This window comes from Streptomyces sp. NK15101, assembly GCF_020400725.1.
Taxonomy (GTDB): domain Bacteria; phylum Actinomycetota; class Actinomycetes; order Streptomycetales; family Streptomycetaceae; genus Streptomyces.
In genome coordinates this window covers 1-17,232 of record NZ_JAINVG010000016.1, presented here as the reverse complement: position 1 = coordinate 17,232, position 17,232 = coordinate 1, and the positions used below count along the sequence as shown (strand labels likewise).

Annotated in this window: 13 protein-coding genes; 6 read left to right on the top strand and 7 right to left on the bottom strand. The window is 75.6% G+C overall.

Going from position 1 to position 17,232, the window contains the following annotated elements; genetic code table 11:
• The gene (gene tdh, locus K7G60_RS11710; RefSeq protein ID WP_225800777.1) at positions 1 to 1,035 is read right to left on the bottom strand and encodes an L-threonine 3-dehydrogenase; all 1,035 of its coding nucleotides are present in this window, start codon (positions 1,033 to 1,035) and stop codon (positions 1 to 3) included.
• 221 nt (positions 1,036 to 1,256) lie between these two features.
• The gene (locus K7G60_RS11705; protein ID WP_225800776.1) at positions 1,257 to 2,825 is read right to left on the bottom strand and encodes an NAD(P)/FAD-dependent oxidoreductase; all 1,569 of its coding nucleotides are present in this window, start codon (positions 2,823 to 2,825) and stop codon (positions 1,257 to 1,259) included.
• A gap of 108 nt (positions 2,826 to 2,933) precedes the next feature.
• Between K7G60_RS11705 and K7G60_RS11700 the strand changes: the two genes are divergently transcribed.
• Positions 2,934 to 3,197: a M15 family metallopeptidase gene (locus K7G60_RS11700; RefSeq protein ID WP_374115624.1), complete on the top strand. Its 264-nt coding sequence runs from the start codon at positions 2,934 to 2,936 to the stop codon at positions 3,195 to 3,197.
• 62 nt (positions 3,198 to 3,259) lie between these two features.
• Here K7G60_RS11700 and K7G60_RS11695 read toward each other — a convergent pair whose 3' ends face one another.
• Together K7G60_RS11695 and K7G60_RS11690 are read right to left on the bottom strand one after the other, a co-directional pair.
• The gene (locus K7G60_RS11695) at positions 3,260 to 5,509 is read right to left on the bottom strand and encodes a serine/threonine-protein kinase (protein WP_225800775.1); all 2,250 of its coding nucleotides are present in this window, start codon (positions 5,507 to 5,509) and stop codon (positions 3,260 to 3,262) included.
• Positions 5,491 to 6,405 (bottom strand): oxygenase MpaB family protein, encoded by a 915-nt coding sequence (locus K7G60_RS11690; protein WP_225800774.1) that lies wholly within the window; start codon positions 6,403 to 6,405, stop codon positions 5,491 to 5,493. Before K7G60_RS11690 ends, K7G60_RS11695 begins: the two co-directional genes overlap by 19 nt.
• A 352-nt stretch (positions 6,406 to 6,757) precedes the next feature.
• Between K7G60_RS11690 and K7G60_RS11685 the strand changes: the two genes are divergently transcribed.
• The gene (locus tag K7G60_RS11685; RefSeq protein ID WP_225800773.1) at positions 6,758 to 7,648 is read left to right on the top strand and encodes a potassium channel family protein; all 891 of its coding nucleotides are present in this window, start codon (positions 6,758 to 6,760) and stop codon (positions 7,646 to 7,648) included.
• Positions 7,649 to 7,870: 222 nt separating this feature from the next.
• Positions 7,871 to 8,152 (top strand): pyrimidine/purine nucleoside phosphorylase, encoded by a 282-nt coding sequence (locus K7G60_RS11680; RefSeq protein WP_225800772.1) that lies wholly within the window; start codon positions 7,871 to 7,873, stop codon positions 8,150 to 8,152.
• A 127-nt stretch (positions 8,153 to 8,279) separates the two neighbouring features.
• Here the strand turns inward: K7G60_RS11680 and K7G60_RS11675 are convergent, their stop codons facing one another.
• Together K7G60_RS11675 and K7G60_RS11670 are read right to left on the bottom strand one after the other, a co-directional pair.
• On the bottom strand, positions 8,280 to 9,458 hold the full coding sequence (locus K7G60_RS11675; RefSeq protein WP_225800771.1) for an acyl-CoA dehydrogenase family protein: 1,179 nt from the start codon (positions 9,456 to 9,458) through the stop codon (positions 8,280 to 8,282).
• Between the two features lie 212 nt (positions 9,459 to 9,670).
• Positions 9,671 to 9,874, bottom strand: coding sequence for a hypothetical protein (locus K7G60_RS11670; protein ID WP_225800770.1), 204 nt, complete (start codon positions 9,872 to 9,874; stop codon positions 9,671 to 9,673).
• Positions 9,875 to 10,069: 195 nt separating this feature from the next.
• Between K7G60_RS11670 and K7G60_RS11665 the strand changes: the two genes are divergently transcribed.
• Complete coding sequence (locus K7G60_RS11665; RefSeq protein ID WP_225800769.1) at positions 10,070 to 10,933, top strand: siderophore-interacting protein; 864 nt, start codon at positions 10,070 to 10,072, stop codon at positions 10,931 to 10,933.
• Positions 10,934 to 11,188: 255 nt separating this feature from the next.
• On the top strand, positions 11,189 to 11,446 hold the full coding sequence (locus K7G60_RS11660; RefSeq protein ID WP_225800768.1) for a hypothetical protein: 258 nt from the start codon (positions 11,189 to 11,191) through the stop codon (positions 11,444 to 11,446).
• A 39-nt stretch (positions 11,447 to 11,485) separates the two neighbouring features.
• Here the strand turns inward: K7G60_RS11660 and K7G60_RS11655 are convergent, their stop codons facing one another.
• A complete protein-coding gene (locus tag K7G60_RS11655; RefSeq protein ID WP_225800767.1) occupies positions 11,486 to 14,854 on the bottom strand; it encodes a BTAD domain-containing putative transcriptional regulator in 3,369 nt (1,122 codons plus the stop codon).
• Between the two features lie 224 nt (positions 14,855 to 15,078).
• Here K7G60_RS11655 and K7G60_RS11650 point away from each other — a divergent pair, with 224 nt between their 5' ends.
• Positions 15,079 to 17,163 (top strand): SpoIIE family protein phosphatase, encoded by a 2,085-nt coding sequence (locus tag K7G60_RS11650; protein ID WP_225800766.1) that lies wholly within the window; start codon positions 15,079 to 15,081, stop codon positions 17,161 to 17,163.
• Positions 17,164 to 17,232 lie beyond the last annotated feature (69 nt).

The following is a 17,232-nucleotide window of genomic DNA, read 5'->3' as shown; positions in this document are numbered from 1 at the left end:
TCAGGCTCCCGTGGTCCAGTCGAGGATGATCTTGCCGCTCTTGCCGGAGGCCGCGTCGTCGAAGGCGGCTTCGAAGTCGGTGAAGTCGTAGCGGCCGGTGATGACCGGGCTGAGGTCCAGGCCGCCTTCCAGGAGCACCGACATCGCGTACCAGGTCTCGAACATCTCTCGGCCGTAGATGCCCTTGACCGTGATCATGGAGGTGACGATCTTCGCCCAGTCGACGGCGAAGTCCTCGGCGGGCAGGCCGAGCATGGCGATCTTTCCGCCGTGGGTCATGTTGGCGATCATGTCGCGCATCGCGCGCGGGTTGCCGGACATCTCCAGGCCGACGTCGAAGCCCTCCTTGAGCCCGAGGGTGCGCTGGCCGTCGGCGATGGTCTGCTCGGTGACGTCGAGGGCGAGCGTGACGCCCGTCTTGCGCGCCAGGGCGAGGCGCTCCTCGCTGACGTCGGTGATGACGACGTTGCGGGCGCCGGCGTGCTTGGCGACGGCCGCGGCCATGATGCCGATGGGGCCGGCGCCGGTGACGAGGACGTCCTCGCCGACGAGCGGGAAGGAGAGGGCGGTGTGCACGGCGTTGCCGAAGGGGTCGAAGATCGCGGCGACGTCGAGGTCGACGGGGACCCGGTGCACCCACACGTTGGAGGCGGGCAGCGCCACGTACTCGGCGAAGGCGCCGTCCCGGCCGACGCCGAGGCCGACGGTCGCGCGGCAGAGGTGACGGCGGCCGGCCAGACAGTTGCGGCACTTGCCGCAGACGAGGTGGCCCTCGCCGCTGACCAGGTCGCCGATGTTGATGTCGGCGACGTCACGGCCGACGGAGACGACCTCGCCGACGAACTCGTGGCCGAGCGTCAACGGTGTGGCGATCGTCTTCTGCGCCCAGCCGTCCCAGGAGCGGATGTGCAGGTCGGTCCCGCAGATACCGGTCCGCTTGACCTTGATGAGGACGTCCCCGGGACCCGTCTCCGGCTCGGGCACGTCCGTGAGCCAGAGTCCCGGCTCCGCCTTCAGCTTGACCAGCGCCTTCAATGCAACGGCTCCCGACGTGCGTGTCCTGTGATGTGAGGGTGTGGGCACAGTGGTGCGCCCAAGATCCCCGGAAGAGAATCTTCCGTACGCGAGGCCCGCGGTCCATCGAGGATTTCTTAAGCGCGCTCGCAGATCAGCTTCACACCCCGGGCGGGGAGGGGGCGACGCCAACGGGGCCGAACGGAGAGGCGCCCCTCGCCGTGCGGCCCCGTCACGGTCCCTCAGCGCCCCAGCGCCGCCATCGCCGCGTTGTGGCCGGGGATGCCGCTCACTCCCCCGCCCCGGATCGCGCCCGCTCCGCACAGGAGGACGTTGGCCCGCGGGGTCTCGACGCCCCAGCGGCCGGTGTCCCCGTCCCCGTACGGGAAGGAGAGGTCGCGGTGGAAGATGTGGCCGCCGGGCAGCCGCAGTTCGCGTTCGAGGTCCAGCGGGGTCTTCGCCTCGACGCAGGGACGGCCCTCCGCGTCGAGGGCGAGGCAGTCGGCGATCGGCTCGTCCAGGTGGGCGTCGAGCTGGGCGAGGGTCGCCGCGAGGAGCTTCGCGCGCGTGCCCTCGTTGTCGGCGGCGAACAGCCGGGCGGGCGTGTGCAGGCCGAACAGGGTGAGCGTCTGGTGTCCCGTGGCGGCCAGTTCCGGGCCGAGGATCGTCGGGTCGGTGAGGGAGTGGCAGTAGATCTCGGACGGCGGGGCGGAGGGCAGGCGCCCGGCGGCGGCCTCGGCGTGGGCGGCGGCCAGCTGCCCGTACCCCTCGGCGATGTGGAAGGTGCCGGCGAAGGCCTCGCGCGGGTCGACGGAGCGGTCGCGGAGCCTCGGCAGCCGGGTCAGCAGCATGTTGACCTTGAGCTGGGCGCCCTCCGGGGCGGGCGGGGGCGTCTCGCCGAGCAGGGCGGCGAGCTCCTGCGGCGAGGCGTTGACGAGGACCCGGCCCGCCTCGACGGTGCCCTCGCCGTCGGCGGTGCGGTAGGTGACCGCGGCGCGGTGTCCGTCGGTCTCGATCCGGGTGGCCTCGTGGCCGGTGAGGATGCGGGCCCCCGCGGCGCGGGCGGCGTCCGCGAGGGCGTCGGTGAGGGCGCCCATGCCGCCGACGGGCACGTCCCAGTCGCCGGTGCCGCCGCCGATGACGTGGTACAGGAAGCAGCGGTTCTGCAGCAGGGTGGGGTCGTGGGCGTCGGCGAAGGTGCCGATGAGGGCGTCGGTGAGGACCACGCCCCGGACGAGGTCGTCGGCGAAGGTCTTCTCGACGGTGACGCCGAGGGGCTCCTCGAAGAGCATCCGCCAGGTGTCGGCGTCGTCGACGCGGGCGCGCAGCTCGGTGCGGGTGGGGAGGGGCTCGGTGAGGGTGGGGAAGATCCGGCGGGCGGCCTCGCCGGTGCGGGCGTAGAAGGCACGCCAGGCCTCGTACGCCCGGTCGGAGCCGGTGAGCGCGGCGAAGGAGGCGCGGGTGCGGTCGGGCCCGCCGCCGACGAGGAGACCCCCGTCGCCCTTCGGGGTGTACGAGGAGACGGACCGCTTCCGCACCGCGAACCGCAGTCCGAGCTCCCGCACGATCTTCTCCGGGAGGAGCGAGACCAGGTACGAGTACCGGGAGAGCCGGGCGTCGACCCCGGCGAAGGGCCGCGTCGACACGGCCGCCCCACCGGTGGAGCCGAGCCGCTCCAGGACGAGGACGGAGCGTCCGGCACGGGCCAGATAGGCGGCGGCGACGAGCCCGTTGTGCCCGCCTCCGACGACGACGGCGTCGTACGAGCGGGCGGGGGCCGGGGCGTCGCGGAGCGGATCACGGTCGGTCATGGCTCATGCTCACACGCGCGCGCGTACCGGGGGAACCCCGCCGCCATGCGTCGCTCCAGCGGGCGCACTTCGAGGGGTACGCCGACGGTTGCGCGCGCTCCGTCCCGGGTGGCCCGAGGAGCGGATCCCCCGGCGGCGAGCCGGTACGCGTCCCCGGAGGAGAGCGGCGGCGCCTGCAGCACCCACGCCGAGGGCATCGGCGCGGAGGCCCGTGCCCACCGGGAGCCGCTCGGCTCCGTGCCCACCGCGGCGGACCTGGTGAACCACCCGACGGAGTGGTGGCACTGGTCGTTCGGCGACCGCCACCGGGCGCCGGCGACGGGGGCGGCCACGGCACCGTACGGCCCGAAGGAGCTCACGCCGGTCGGCTGAACACTCCGGGGCGCCTTCGACAGGCCGTCACGCCCGAGCGGCCTTCCTCACCCGACCGGCCGTCACGCCCCGGGCGGGGACGCCGCTCTCAGGAGGAGGGCGGCCGCTTCGGCGTCGCGGCCGAGGCGCTCCAGGCACTGGGCCTCGTCGTCGAGGGCGGCGAGGGTGTCGGGGTGCGCGGGGCCGAGGAGCCGGGTGCGGGCGGCGGCGATCGCCCGGTGGCACTCCAGCGCCTCCTCCCAGCGGCCGAGCCTCCCGAGGGCGACCGCCGTCTCCCAGCGGCTGGTGAGCGTGTCCGGATGGTCGGGGCCGAGCACCCGCGCGCGGTCGGCGTGCACGCCCTCGGATTCGGCGAGCGCCTCCGTCCAGCGTCCGAGCCGGCCGAGGTTGACCGCGAGGGCCTGGCGGGCGCGGAGCGTCTCCGGCCCGTCGGGGCCCTGGGCGCGGGTGCGGGCGGCGACGAGGTCCTGGCAGAGGGCCAGGGCGTCCGCGGCCTGGCCGAGCCGGCCGAGGCAGACCCCGGTCTCGTAGCGGGCCGCGAGGGTGTCCGGGTGGTCGGGGCCGAGGGCGGCGGCGCGTGCGTCGGCGACCGCGCGGTACTGGACGAGCGCCTCCTGCCCGCGCCCGAGCCGGGCGAGGGTGTACGCCACCTCGTGGCGGGTGAGGAGGGTGTCGGGGTGGTCCTCGCCGAGCAGCCGGGCCCGGGCCTCGGCGACCTCGTGGGCCGTGCGGTACGACTCCTCCAGGCGGCCGAGGCGGCCCAGGGTGAACGCCATGTTGTGGCGACAGCGCAGGGTGTCGGGGTGGTCGGGGCCGGCGGTGCGCTCGCGGGCGGCGAGCACCTCCGCGTACACCTCGTACGCCTCGGGGTGCCGTCCGAGGCGGCCCAGGGCGTAGGCCCGCTCCTGCCGTGCCGCCAGGGTGTCGGGGTGGTCGTCGCCGAGGACGCGGGCGCGGGCCTCGGCGACCTCGCCGAAGACCCGCAGGGCGTCGGCGGGGCGGTCGAGCCGGGCCAGGGCGAAGCCGACCTCGTAGCGGCTGGTCAGGGTGTCGGGGTGGTCCTCGCCGAGGGCCCGCGCGCGGTCCCGGGCGACGGACCGGTGCACGGACTCGGCCTCGTCCCAGCGGCCGAGCCGGCCCAGGCCCATCCCGGCCCGGAACCGGCCGGCGAGCACCGCGACCAGCTCCGCGGAGGGCGCGGGGGCGGGCGGCGGCGTGCTGTCGGGTGCCGCGGTGGTCCACTCGGTGGTGAGGACGGCCGCGGCGGGGTCCTGGGCGGCCGGGCGCGGTCCGCCGGCGGCCGCCGGGCGGTGCCCGCCGGTGATCGCCCGGGCCCACGCGGGCGCGGGGGCCGTCTCCTCGGCCTCGGGGGCGCTCTCGGGGACGGGCACGGGCATGGGGACGGTCAGCGGCAGGGCGGGGAGCGGGGGCGCCTCGACCGGCGGGAACGGGGTCGGGGCGAAGCGGCCCGAGAAGATCCGGCGGCGCAGGTCGCCCGCGTCGGCCGGCCGCTCCTCGGGGACCTTGGCGAGCAGGTCGACGACGATCCGGTCGAAGTAGTCGGGCAGCTCGGCGCGGATCGCGCGCGGCGGGGTCGGCACGGTGTCCCGGTGGCCGATGAGGATGGCCCAGGAGTCGCCGAGGTCGAACGGCGGGGCGCCGGTGGCCAGCTCGTACAGCACGCACCCCAGGGAGTAGAGGTCGCTGCGGTGGTCGATCTCGCCGCCGCCGCCGATCTGCTCCGGGGACATGTAGTGCGGTGTCCCCATGGCGATGCCGGTCCCGGTGAGCTTGGAGGTGAAGCCCATGTCGGCGCCGAGTCGCGCTATCCCGAAGTCGCAGATCTTCACCGTGCCGTCCCGCAGCCGCATGATGTTCGCGGGCTTCAGGTCGCGGTGCACGATCCCCATCCGGTGCGTGTACGCGAGGGCGTCGGCGACCTGGTCGGCGATCTCGACGACGTCCTCCACGGGCAGCGGGTGCTGGTCGTTGGAGACGAGGAGCTGGCTGAGGTTGCGCCCCTCCAGGAGCTCCATGACGAGGAACAGCACGCCGTCGTACTCGCCGAAGTCGTGCACGACGGTGATGCCCCGGTGCTGGAGGGCCGCCGCCACCCGGGCCTCGCGGCGGAAGCGCTCGCGCACCACGGTGAGGACCTGCGGGTCCTGCTGCGGCCCGAGCGGTTTGAGGCACTTCACGGCGACGCCGCGCCCGAGCGCCTCGTCGGTGGCGCGCCACACCTCGCCCATGCCTCCGCGACCGATGACCTCGTGCAGGCGGTACCGGCCCTGGATCAGTCTGGAGTCCCCCATCGCGTGCTGTCGCCCCCGTCGATTCCGTACTGCCTCCTCGGCTCCTCCAGTATGGCCGCCGGGCCGGGGAGTGAATACGGGGCGGGGTACGCGTACGGGTCGGGCCGGGTCCGCGCGCCGAGCCGGTCCACGGCGCGCAGGATGTGCCGGGGCGGCAGCCGCCAGCGCAGCCGGGCGGGGACGCGGCGCAGCAGGCCGGCCGTCGCGACCAGTCGGCGGGTGACGGTCTCCGGGGGCGGGGCGGGGCGGCCGTAGAGCGCGTGGGCGTAGGGAGGCAGGGTGTCGTACGCGAGTGCGCTGACGCGCCGCCAGACCACCTCGCGCGCCGGGACCAGGACGGGTTTCACCGGCGGGCGGCGGAGGAAGTCGGCGACGGTCCGGGCGTCCGGTCCGGCGGCCAGCCCGGGGCGCACCGCGTCGAAGTAGGCGGCGAGGCCGGCGGTGGAGGCGGGGACGGTGTCCGGGTCGAGGCCGACGAGCCGGGCCGAGGTGCGGTGTTCGTCGACGTACCGGTCGGCCGCGGCGTCGGTGAGCGGGATCCCGGAGCGGCGCGCGACCGAGAGGTACGAGTCGGTCTCGGCGCAGTGGACCCAGAGCAGCAGTTCGGGGTCGTCCACGCCGAGCAGCCGGTGGATCCGCCGGACGCGGGCGCCGGCCGCCTCGGCGGCTTCGGTGGTCCCGTAGCTGAGGGTCCCGACGAAGTCCGCGGTCCGCATCAGCCGGCCCCAGGGGTCCTTCCGGAAACCGCTGTTGATCATGACGCCGCGGACGGCGACGGGGTGCAGCGCCTGGAGCCAGAGGGCACGGACACCGGCGATCCACATCACCGGGTCGCTGTGCAGCTGCCAGGTCACGGAACGGGGGCCGAAGAGCCCGGGGTCGGCATCCTGCCTCATGGCGCTCAGGCTACGCCGGAACGGGTCCCTCGGAACCGGTCGGGACGAGCCCTCTTCCGCGGTGCGCGCCCGACGGCTCCGGCGTACGCGCTGCCGTCGGGGCCGTCGGTGTCGGTGTCTCGTCCGGGTAGGCGCCCTGCCTGCCGGGCGGCCGTCTGCCGGGGTCGGCCTCCGGGCGGCCCGCCTGCCGGGGCCACCTCCGGGGGCCTGCCTGCCGGGCCCGCCTCCCGGGCGCCCCGCCGGACGTCCTCCGTCCCCGTGCGGACCGCCGCCCGGCCGCGCATCCTCGAAGCATGTCCAGCAAGCTTGTCGAACCGTCCGCGCGGACGGGCGCGGGGCGGACGGTGCCGGGATGACGTGGCTGTCCGTCCTCGCGGGAGCGGCGCTGATCCTGTTCATCTTGCGGGACGTCTTCCACACGATCTGGCACCCCACCCGGCACGGTGGTCTGAGCAGACTGGTGATGCGGGGCGTCTGGCGGCTCTCGGCCCATCACGGGGACCGGTGGCGGCCGGTCGGTCTGGCGGGGCCGGTGGGCATGATGGCGGTCGTCGCCGTCTGGGCGCTCGTCGTCGCCGTCGGCTGGGGGCTCGTCTACTGGCCCTACATGCCGGACGCCTTCTCGTACGCCCCGGGGCTCTCGCCCGCCCAGCACGCGGGTCCCCTCGACGCGCTGTACGTCTCGCTGGTCACCCTGGCCACCCTCGGACTCGGCGACATCGCGCCGACCTCGGAGTGGCTGCGCGTGCTCGCCCCGATGGAGGCCCTGGTGGGCTTCGTCCTGCTGTCGGCGACCGTCGCCTGGGTCCTCGGCATCTACCCGGCCCTCGCCCGCCGCAGGGCGCTCGCGCTGCGGCTGTCCCACCTGCGCCACAACCGCCTCACGACCGGGGCCCTCGACTCCGCCGGGGGCGCCGCGCTCCTGGACGGCCTCGCCTCGGCGCTCTCGACCGTCACCGTCGACTTCCTGCAGTACGCCGAGTCGTACTACTTCTACGACGGGGAGGAGAACATCTGCCTGGCCGGCCGGCTCGGCCACGCCGTCGGTCTGGTGGACCGGGCCGGGCGGGCCCGTCATCCGGACGTCCGGCTCTCCGCGTCGGTCCTGCGCACGGCGCTCGACGACCTGGCCACCGTCCTGGACGAGCGCTTCCTGCGCACCGGCGGGCCTCCGGACGAGGTCTTCGCCGCGTACGCGGCGGACCACGGACGCTCCTGGGACGGCGAGGGCGGCGGGCCGTGACGAGGAGCGCGCTCGCGCGCCGGACGTGCCCGGACGGCTTCGCGGAGCGGCTCGTCGCACGTGGGCCGGCCTGACCATCCGCCGGACCACTGCGTCCAGCATGTGAGAACGACCGGCCGCGCCGCCGGTCGGACGCCCCCGCGCCGTTAGGGTGCCCCTACCCGTGGCCGGTACGCGAGGGACCGGCCGCCCGTTCCACCCGATCTCCCGCGAGGATGTCCCATGTTCACGGTCAACGAGTACTTCGACGGCACGGTCAAGTCGATCGCGTTCACCCAGGAGGAGGGCCCGGCGACCATCGGCGTCATGGCCCCGGGCGAGTACGAGTTCGGCACCGCCGCTCCGGAGACCATGCACGTGGTCAGCGGCGCTCTGACCGTCAGGCTGCCCGGCGCCGACGCGTGGGAGACCTTCTCCGCCGGGGACCGCTTCGAGGTCCCCGGGGACAGCAGGTTCCAGCTGGCGGTCGCGGTGGAGACCGCCTACCTCTGCGAGTACCGCTGAGCGACGGGCCCGCCCGGCGGGTCGGGACAGCGAGCCGTCGCCACGCGGCCGGCGTCACCGGCGGCGCGGCCCCAGGGCGCGGGGCCGGGGGCGGCGGCCTGTTCCGACGCGAACGGCCGGACAGGCCCTAGCGGCGGACGCGGGGCATGCCCAGACCGATCCAGGAGATGATCTCGCGCTGGATCTCGTTGTTGCCGCCGCCGAAGGTGAAGATGACGGCGGAGCGGTAGCCGCGTTCGAGTTCGCCGTGGAGGACGGCGCCCGCCGAGCCCTCCTTGAGGGCGCCCGCGGCGCCGACGACCTCCATGAGGGCCGCGTAGGCGTCGCGGCGGGCCTCGGAGCCGTAGACCTTGACGGCGGAGGCGTCCTGGGGGGTGAGGGTGCCGTGCTGGACGGCGTTCACCATCTGCCAGTTGAGCAGTTTCATCGCGTCGAGCCGGGCGTGGGTGCGGGCCAGGGTGCGGCGGACCCACGGCAGGTCGATGACGCGGCGGCCGTCGGAGAGCGGGGTGCCTGCGGCCCAGCGCCGGACGTCGTGGAGGGCGCGGATCGCCATGGTGCCGTGGGCGGCGAGGGTGACGCGCTCGTGGTTGAGCTGGTTGGTGATGAGCCGCCAGCCCTCGTTCTCCTCGCCCACGCGGCGGGAGACCGGCACGCGGACGTCGTCGTAGTAGCTCGCGGTGGTGTCGTGCGAGGCGAGGGTGTTGATGATCGTGCAGGAGTATCCGGGGTCGCTCGTCGGCACGAGGAGCATGGTGATGCCCTTGTGCGGCGGGGCGTCGGGGTCCGTGCGGACGGCGAGCCAGACCCAGTCGGCGGTGTCGCCGTTCGTGGTCCAGATCTTCTGGCCGTTGACGACGTACGTGTCGCCCTCCCGCACCGCGCGGGTCTTCAGGGCGGCCAGGTCGGTACCCGCGTCGGGCTCGCTGTAGCCGATGGCGAAGTCGATCTCGCCGGAGAGGATCCGGGGCAGGAAGTACGACTTCTGCTCGTCCGTGCCGTAGCGCATGATCGTCGGGCCGACGGTGTTCAGCGCCATCAGCGGCAGCGGCACGCCGGCCTGCGCGGCCTCGTCGAAGAAGATGAACTGTTCCATCGGGGTCAGGCCCCGCCCGCCGTACTCGGTGGGCCAGCCCATCCCGAGCCGGCCGTCGGAGCCGAGGCGCCGCACGGTATCGCGGTAGAAGCGCTTCTGGGCCGCCGGATCCGCGTAGCGGGTGTGGACGTCGTCCGGGACCAGCTCGGCGAAGTACGCCCGCAGCTCGGCGCGCAGGCGGTTCTGTGCGGGCGTGTACTCGAGGTGCATGGCGTCCTCCCGTGGCGGCGTCCGGTGGCGTCCTGCGGCGTCCGCTGCGTCCCCGTGCGGTGCGGCGCGCGACGGCGGACACGGTAGAACGTGTTCCATAAATGCGGAAGCCTCGGGACTCGCCCGGGACGCCCGAGACCCCGGCTCGGTGCGACCGATCCGGGGTCCGCGGGAGGGAAAGGACGAGAACCGGCCCGAAGGCCGGCCGGGTCCTACGGCAGGAGCTCCTCCATGGAGGCGCGCCCCTTCTCCGCCATGCGGCGTTCCGCCCAGGCGAGGGTCTTCGGATTCACGTCACGGCCGGAGGCGAGGACCAGGTCCTCGGCCGTGAACTCGCCGCCCTCCGGGCCGGCGTGCAGCTGCCTGTCGGGCGTCGGACGCTCCCCCAGGAACGTCTTGTCGGGCTCAGCGTTCATGCCGCCTCCTACGTGTTCGTCCGGCACTCGCCATTCTCGTGTCCGCTCCCCGTGCGCGCATCCGGGGCCGCGCCCCGCCGCATCCGGACCGGCCGCGGCGCCCCCGCGGTCACCCCGTGTCGACGGGCTGTCGGCGGCGTGTCGACGGGGCCGGGGAACGTGGGGGCCCAGCCCGCCCCGTCCGAGGAGCCGACGATGTCCCAGCCGCTGCCCCTGCCCCTGCACCGACTGCGGGTGACCGCCGTCCGGCCGGTGACCCGGCGCATGCGCCGGGTCACCCTCGGCGCCCCGAGCCTCGACGGCTTCGCCCTCGCGGGCCCGGACCAGCAGGTGAAGCTGTTCTTCCCCCGGCCGGGCCAGGCCGAGCCGGTGCTGCCGGCGCCCGGGCCCGACGGCGACGTCATGCGCTGGTACGGGGCCTACGCGGCGCTGCCGGAGGAAGAACGCCCCTGGATGCGGAGCTATACCCTCCGGGCGCACGACCCGGCGGCCGGGACCGTCGACGTCGACTTCTTCCTCCACGGCGAGGACGAGGAGGCGGGCCCCGCGACACGCTGGGCGCGGTCCGCGCGTCCCGGGGACGCGCTGGGCATGTTCGGGCCGTCGGCGGCGTTCGCGGTCCCCGTCGATCCGGGCGCGGGCGACTGGACGTTCCTGTACGCCGACGCCTGCGCGCTGCCCGCGCTCGCCACGGTCGTCGCCGCGCTGCCCCCGGGGCACCGGGCCCTCGCGTACGTCCAGGTGCCCGACGCGGCCGAGGAGCAGCCGCTGCCGACGGCCGGCGACCTGACCGTGCGGTACCTGCGCGACGGCGACTCGCCCGCCGAGGCCGTGCGGGCGGACGGCCTGCCGGACGGCCTGCCGGCCGGTCGGCCGTACGCCTGGCTGGCGGGCGAGGCCTCGGCGGTGCGCGGACTGCGGCGGCACCTCGTCGAGGAGCGGGGTGTCGACCGGCGCTCGGTCCACTTCACCGGCTACTGGCGCCGCCGCCTCGCCCAGGACGACGCACCGACCCCGGAGGACCTGGCCGAGGCCCGCGAACGCCTGTCGCTGTCCTAGGGCCGCCTTTCGGATCATGCCGGGCCGGCGGGACCCGATCCGGAAGGCGGGCCCTGGCCGCCGGTAAGGTGCGCGGGCACGGGAGCGAGCAGGTGGTCGTGCTTCACGTCTTACCGGCGCAGCGAGCAGGACGCGCTGGACGAGCTTCGCGAAGAGGTCTTCGCCGGTGATGCCGCGTACTACCGGGAAGCGGGCGTCGAGACCCTGGCGGCGCTGACGGCGAGCGGTTGGCTGGAGGAGGAGCCTGCGCATTCCGTGCTGGACGTCGAGCGCGTGGTCCGCTGCGAGGAGGACATGGAGGAGCCCGGCGACGTGAGGGTGGTCGAGGGGGCGGAAGCCGTCGAACTGTTCGGGACGGCGCGGCCCGTGCGGGAGGTGGTCGAGCAGGCCCTGAAGCGGGCCGGTGACGGCTGGTTCCCTCCGGTCGACCGCGGCTCCGGCTGCTGCACGGTCGTCCACGGTGCCGGGGGCGGCCCGGCGGAGCTGTGCTTCTGGGGCCTCACCGGCGATTGACCCGGGCCCCGGCGTCCGGTCACGTCACCGCGGGCCGGGTCACCGGCCGGGGTCCTCCCGGTCCCGGACCAGGGCGGCTGCCGCCCTGAGGGACAGGCCGGCGCCCTCCTCGTGGCCACGGGCGTACGCCTCCGGGGACAGGGCCGCGCGGAGCACCGCCTCGGCGCGGGCACGGATCGCGGCCTCGGTCTGCGGGGTGAAGGGACGGAAGCCGCCGCCCGTGTCGGAGCCGGCGTGGGCGTCGTACGCGCCGAGGAGCCGGACCCCCGTCTCGGCGTCGCCCGGCGCGCCACGGCCGCCACGGGCCCAGGCGGCGGTCCCGAACTGGGCGACGACGAGGTGCGGGGCGACCAGGTGGGCGAGGGTCTCGATGTCCACGACGGCCCGGGCGAGGCGTGACAGGGCCCGGTCGTGGGCGCCGTCGAGGCAGTCGAGCCACGCCCACGTCCCGCCGAGGAGCCCCCAGAAGAGGGCGGGGGTGACGTCCCCGAACTCCTCCTCCAGGCGGGAGAGCTGTGCGCGGGCGAGGGCGGTGCGCCCGGTGTGGCCGTAGTGCTGGGCGAGCAGCAGCCTGGCGCCGCCGGCGGCCTCGGCGCCCCACCGTCCGGCCTCGTCGGCCGCCTCGGCCAGGAGCCGCTCGGCCGCCGCGTCCCCCTCCGGCCGGAGCCGGAGCCGTACGGCCGCGAGGCGCGCCGTGAAGACGGGCACCTGGGAGCGTGCTCCGACGCGGGCGGCGGCGTCGGTGGCGCGCTCGAAGTCGGCCGCCGCCTCGGCCGGCCGGCCCTCGCGCTCGTAGGCCTCGCCCCGGGCGGCGAGGGACTCCGCGATCCCCCAGGAGTCCCCGGCGGCCTCGAAGAGGGCGAGCGCCTCGGTGGCGTCGGCGCCCCGGCCGACGAGCTTGGCCCGCATGAGGAGGGCGAAGCCCAGGTCCCAGCCGTTGCCGTGGACGCGGCAGGCGTCGACGATCAGGGTCAGGGTCTCGTCGAGGCCGGTGAGCTCTCCGGTCATGAGCCGGGCGAAGTACCACATCGTGCCCGGCTGGCGGCAGGTCTGCGGGAGTCCGGGGCGGTACGCGGCGACCAGGGCCGCGAGCCGGGCGCGGGTCTCGGGCCGTTCCAGGGCGGTGGCGCCCTCGCCGCCCTCGGTCGCGAGGGCGTACAGCCGGCCTCCGCGCCGGGCCTCCCACAGCCGCTCGCCGGTCCACGGCGGCGGCACGTCCACGCAGCGGCCTTCCAGCGGCTCGGCGGGGCGGACGGGCTCCTGGAAGGGGTCGGGGCCGAGGCGGCAGGCCTCGGCGGCCCAGGTGCGGGCGTCGGTCTGGTGGTTGCGGAGCTGCCAGAACCAGCTGAGCGCGTGGACCAGGCAGAGCAGCTCCTGCTCGTCGCCGAGCGCCACGGCCGTCCGGAGGGCGCCGCGCAGGTTGTCGTGCTCCCGTTCGAAGCGGGCGATGGCGTGGACCTGGCCGGGACCGCGCAGCTCCGGTTCGGTCCGGCGGGCGAGTTCCCGGTGGTACGTGAGGTGCCGCCGCTCCGCCGCCGCCCGCTCCCCGGCCTCGTCCAGCCGCTCCCCCGCGTACTCGGCCACGGTCTCCAGGAGCCGGAAACGCATCCCACCGCCGTCGGGCGCGGCCACCACCAGCGACTTGTCGACCAGAGCACCGAGCACGTCCAGGACGTCGGTGGCGGGCACGTCGACGCCCCGCGCACCCGCCGGGCCCTGCGGCACCTCGGCACCCGCCGCGTCCCGCACCTCCCCCTCCGCGGCCGCCCCCGCGCACACCGCCTCCGCCGCCGTCAGGTCGCACCCGCCCGTGAAGACCGCGAGCCGCCGCAGCACCGCCCGTTCGGCCTCGTCGAGGAGCTCCCAGGACCAGTCCACCACCGCCCGCAGGGTCTGCTGACGCGGCAGCGCCGTCCGCGCGCCCGAGGTCAGCAGGCGGAACCGGTCGTCGAGCCGGTCCGCGATCTGACGTGCCGACAGCATCCGCAGCCGCGCCGCCGCCAGTTCGACGGCCAGTGGCAGCCCGTCGAGCCGGCGGCAGATCTCCTCCGCCGCCGCCGGGTCCTCCGCCACCCGGAACCCCGGGCGCGCGGCCGCGCCCCGCTCTCCGAGGAGCCGCAGCGCCATGTCCACGGGCAGCGGGCCGAGCGGCCGCACCTCCTCCCCCGGCACGCCCAGGGGTTCGCGGCTCGTCGCGAGGACGGTCACGCCCGGGCAGCGCGTGAGCAGTGCGTGCGCGAGCCCGGCCGCCTCGGCGACGACGTGCTCGCAGTTGTCGAGGACCAGCAGCATCCGGCGCCCGGCGCAGTGCTCGACGAGGGTCGCGAACCGGTCCTTCGGGTCGGCCGGGGGAACGGCCGGGGTGTGCCAGAGCTGGGTCTCGCGGGCCCCGAGCGCGGTGAGGACGGCGGCGGCGACCGTGGACTCCCCGCGCACGGAGGCGAGTTCGGCGAGGTGGACGGGGCCCTCGTACGTCCCGGCCGCCTCCAGGGCGAGCCGCGTCTTGCCCACGCCGCCCGGCCCGGTGAGGGTGACGAGCCGCCGCCCGTCCCAGGCGGCGGCGAGCGAGTCCAGTTCGTCGGTCCGGCCGATGAAGGAGTTCAGGCGGGCGGGAAGGGTGCCGGCCGGCGCGGACGGAGCGGCCGGCCGGCGCGGCACGGGCCCGTCCTCCGTGAGGAGTTCGGCGTGCAGGGAGCGCAGTTCCGGCCCCGGGTCCGTGCCGAGCCGGCCCGCGAGGGCCGTGCGCACCTCCTCGTACGCGGCGAGGGCCTCGGCGGGCCGTCCGGCCGCGCGCAGGGCGCGGATCCGCAGGGCCTGGAGGGGTTCGTCGAGCGGCTGCCCGGCGGCGAGCGCGGCGAGGGGCGCGAGCACGGCCTCGGCCCGGCCGAGGGCCAGGTCGGCGGCGAGCCGGTCGCGCCGCGCCTGCGCGTGCCGCTGCTCGACCCGTACGACCAGGGGGTCGGTGTCCCGGCCGGGCAGATCCGCGAGGGCGGGGCCGCGCCAGAGGCCCAGGGCCTCGTCGAGGAGGGCGGCCGCCCGTTCGGCGTGGCCGGCGGCGAGGGCGGCGGCGCCTTCGCCGGCGAGCCGTTCGAAGCGGTGCAGGTCGACGGCGTCGGGGTCGGCGGCCAGCCGGTAGCCGCCGGGGGCGGAGACGACGGCCTCGCGGCCGAGGGCCCGGCGCAGGCGGCCGACGAGGGCCTGGAGCGCCGCCGTACGGTCCTGGTCGTCGGCCGGGTCGCCGTCGGCCCACACCTGGTCGATCAGCGCGCCGGGGTCCACCGCGCGGCCGCCGGCCGCGGCGAGCGCGGTGAGGAGGGCCCGGAGCCGGGCACCGTTCAGGACCGCCTCCGTCCCGTCGTCGGTACGGAAGGCCTGGCACGGACCGAGAACACGGTAGGGCGGCTGCACCGGCCCATTCTGCCCCGGCGCGGGGCGTGGGGATTCCGTCGCCCTCTCGCCCTCTCGCCCTCTCGCCCTCTCGACTCGGCCCGGCTCGATCCGGACGGCCCCGACCGCCCACGGTCCGGCTCCGGGGGGCTCCGTCCGCCCCGTCCTCCTCCGTCGCGGCGAACTCGCGCCACGCCGTGTCACCGCCATGGCGTCCGCGGGGTGCGGGTTCGACAATGGGGAGGATGACCGATGACGACCGGCGTACGCGCAGTGGCGAGATCGGGCCCGCCGAGTGGCTCGCCATGAACCGGACCGGCAGCTTCGACTGGGATCTCGACACGGGCACCATCGATGTCGACGAGTCCGGGCTGCTGATCTTCGGCGTGTCCCCGGACGCCTTCGACGGGCGACCGGTGTCGATCGTGACGCGCCTGGCGCCCGACGAGCAGGTCAAGCTGGAGGACGTCGTGCGGCAGGCCGTACGCGGCGGCGCGGTCTCGTACACGGCGCACTTCCCCATCCCGCAGGCCGACGGGTCACCCCACTGGACGCATGTACAGGCGCGGATCCTGCGCTCGCCGGACGGCCGGGCCCGGCGGATCGTCGGCGTCGTGCGGGACACGACCGCCGAGGTCGCGCACTTCGCCTTCGTGCAGGAGCTGGAGAAGCGGCGCGCGGTCCAGACGAGCATCGTCGAGCGGACGACGAACGCGCTGTCGCGCGCGGTGACCGTGGACGACGTGACCGCCGCCCTGACCGGCCCGGGCGGCCTCGCCCGGCTCGGCGCGGACGGTCTCGCGCTCGGCCTCGTCGAGAACGGCTCGCTCAACGTCATCGCGCTCAGCGGGGAGTCCCTCGACGTCCTCAGCGACTTCCGCAGCCGCCGCCTCGACCGGAGACTGCCGCTGGCCGAGGCGGTGCTGAGCGGGCGGCCCCGGTTCGTCTCCTCGTTCCCTTCGCTGGGGCGGGACTTCCCCGAGCTCGCCCCCTACCTGGCGCACCTGCAGTTCCGGGCCGCCTGCTACCTCCCGCTGGTGGCGCAGGCGCGTTCGCTCGGCGGCATGGCCCTGTTCTACCGGGGCCGCACCTCCTTCAACGCCGACGAGCGCAACCTCGCGCTCGGCCTCGCGGCGATCGTCGCCCAGTCGCTCCAGCGGGCGATCCTCTTCGACGAGGAGCGGGAGTTGGCCACCGGCCTCCAGGCGACGATGCTGCCGCGCCGGATCCCGCAGTTCACCGGCGGCGAGATCGCCGTCCGCTACCACGCGGCGTGGAGCGGACGGCAGGTCGGCGGCGACTGGTACGACGTGATCCCGCTGCCGCGCGGCCGGGTCGGGATCGTCGTCGGCGACGTCCAGGGCCACGACACGCACGCCGCCGCCATCATGGGGCAGCTGCGGATCGCCCTGCGCGCGTACGCCGGCGAGGGGCACGCCCCGTCGACCGTCCTCGCCCGCGCCTCCCGGTTTCTCGCCGAGCTGGACACCAACCGCTTCGCGACCTGCACGTACGCGCAGGCGGACCTGGCGAGCGGTACCCTTCGCGCCGTACGGGCCGGACATCTCGGCCCGCTGATCCGGCACACCGACGGCCGGGTCGGGCAGCCGAAGCTGCGGGGCGGGCTCCCACTGGGCCTGGCGACCGTGTTCGGCGACGAGGAGTTCCCGGAGACACGGCTCGACCTCGTGCCCGGCGAGACGCTGGTGCTCTGCACGGACGGTCTCGTCGAACAGCCCGGCTCGGACATCGAGTCCGGTCTCGACGCGCTCTCCGAGGCGATCGCGAGCGGTCCGCCGCAGGCGGAGGCGCTCGCCGACCACCTCTCCGAGCGCCTCTGGGAGCGGTGGGGCTCGGGCGACGACGTGGCGCTCCTCGTGCTGCGGCGCAGCCCGGACCCGGGCACGCACCGGGCGCCGCGCATCCACCAGTACATCCACCAGGCCGACCCGCAGGGCCTCTCGGACGCGCGGGCGGCCGTCGGGCAGGCGCTGCGCGACTGGGGCATGCCGGAAATCGTCGACGACGCCGAGCTGTTGACGGGCGAGCTGCTCGTGAACGTGCTGCTGCACACCGAGGGCGGAGCGGTGCTGACGCTGGAGGTGCTGCCCGAGCCGGTGCGGCGGGTACGGCTCTCGGTGCAGGACCGGTCGAGCGCCTGGCCCCGACGGCGCACCCCCGGCGAGGCCGCCACCTCGGGCCGGGGGCTGCTCCTGATCGACGCGCTGGCCTCCCGGTGGGGAGTGGAGCCGCGCGGCGAGGGCAAGGCGGTGTGGTGCGAGATCGGGCCCGTGCCGGTGGCGGTCCGGTCCGGCCCCGGCGGTGGATGAGGAGGCCGCCGTGGACCCCGTCGCCGCGCTGGACCGCATCGCGTTCCTGCTGGAACGCGCCCAGGCGCC

Bases quoted from the DNA above. Each gene is read 5' to 3' on its own strand.
- K7G60_RS11665 (WP_225800769.1), top strand. From the start codon at position 10,070: ATGTCCCAGCCGCTGCCCCTGCCCCTGCACCGACTGCGGGTGACCGCC.
- K7G60_RS11670 (WP_225800770.1), bottom strand. From the start codon at position 9,874: ATGAACGCTGAGCCCGACAAGACGTTCCTGGGGGAGCGTCCGACGCCC.
- K7G60_RS11675 (WP_225800771.1), bottom strand. From the start codon at position 9,458: ATGCACCTCGAGTACACGCCCGCACAGAACCGCCTGCGCGCCGAGCTG.
- K7G60_RS11650 (WP_225800766.1), top strand. From the start codon at position 15,079: ATGACCGATGACGACCGGCGTACGCGCAGTGGCGAGATCGGGCCCGCC.
- K7G60_RS11685 (WP_225800773.1), top strand. From the start codon at position 6,758: ATGACGTGGCTGTCCGTCCTCGCGGGAGCGGCGCTGATCCTGTTCATC.
- K7G60_RS11695 (WP_225800775.1), bottom strand. From the start codon at position 5,509: ATGGGGGACTCCAGACTGATCCAGGGCCGGTACCGCCTGCACGAGGTC.
- K7G60_RS11705 (WP_225800776.1), bottom strand. From the start codon at position 2,825: ATGACCGACCGTGATCCGCTCCGCGACGCCCCGGCCCCCGCCCGCTCG.
- K7G60_RS11690 (WP_225800774.1), bottom strand. From the start codon at position 6,405: ATGAGGCAGGATGCCGACCCCGGGCTCTTCGGCCCCCGTTCCGTGACC.
- K7G60_RS11680 (WP_225800772.1), top strand. From the start codon at position 7,871: ATGTTCACGGTCAACGAGTACTTCGACGGCACGGTCAAGTCGATCGCG.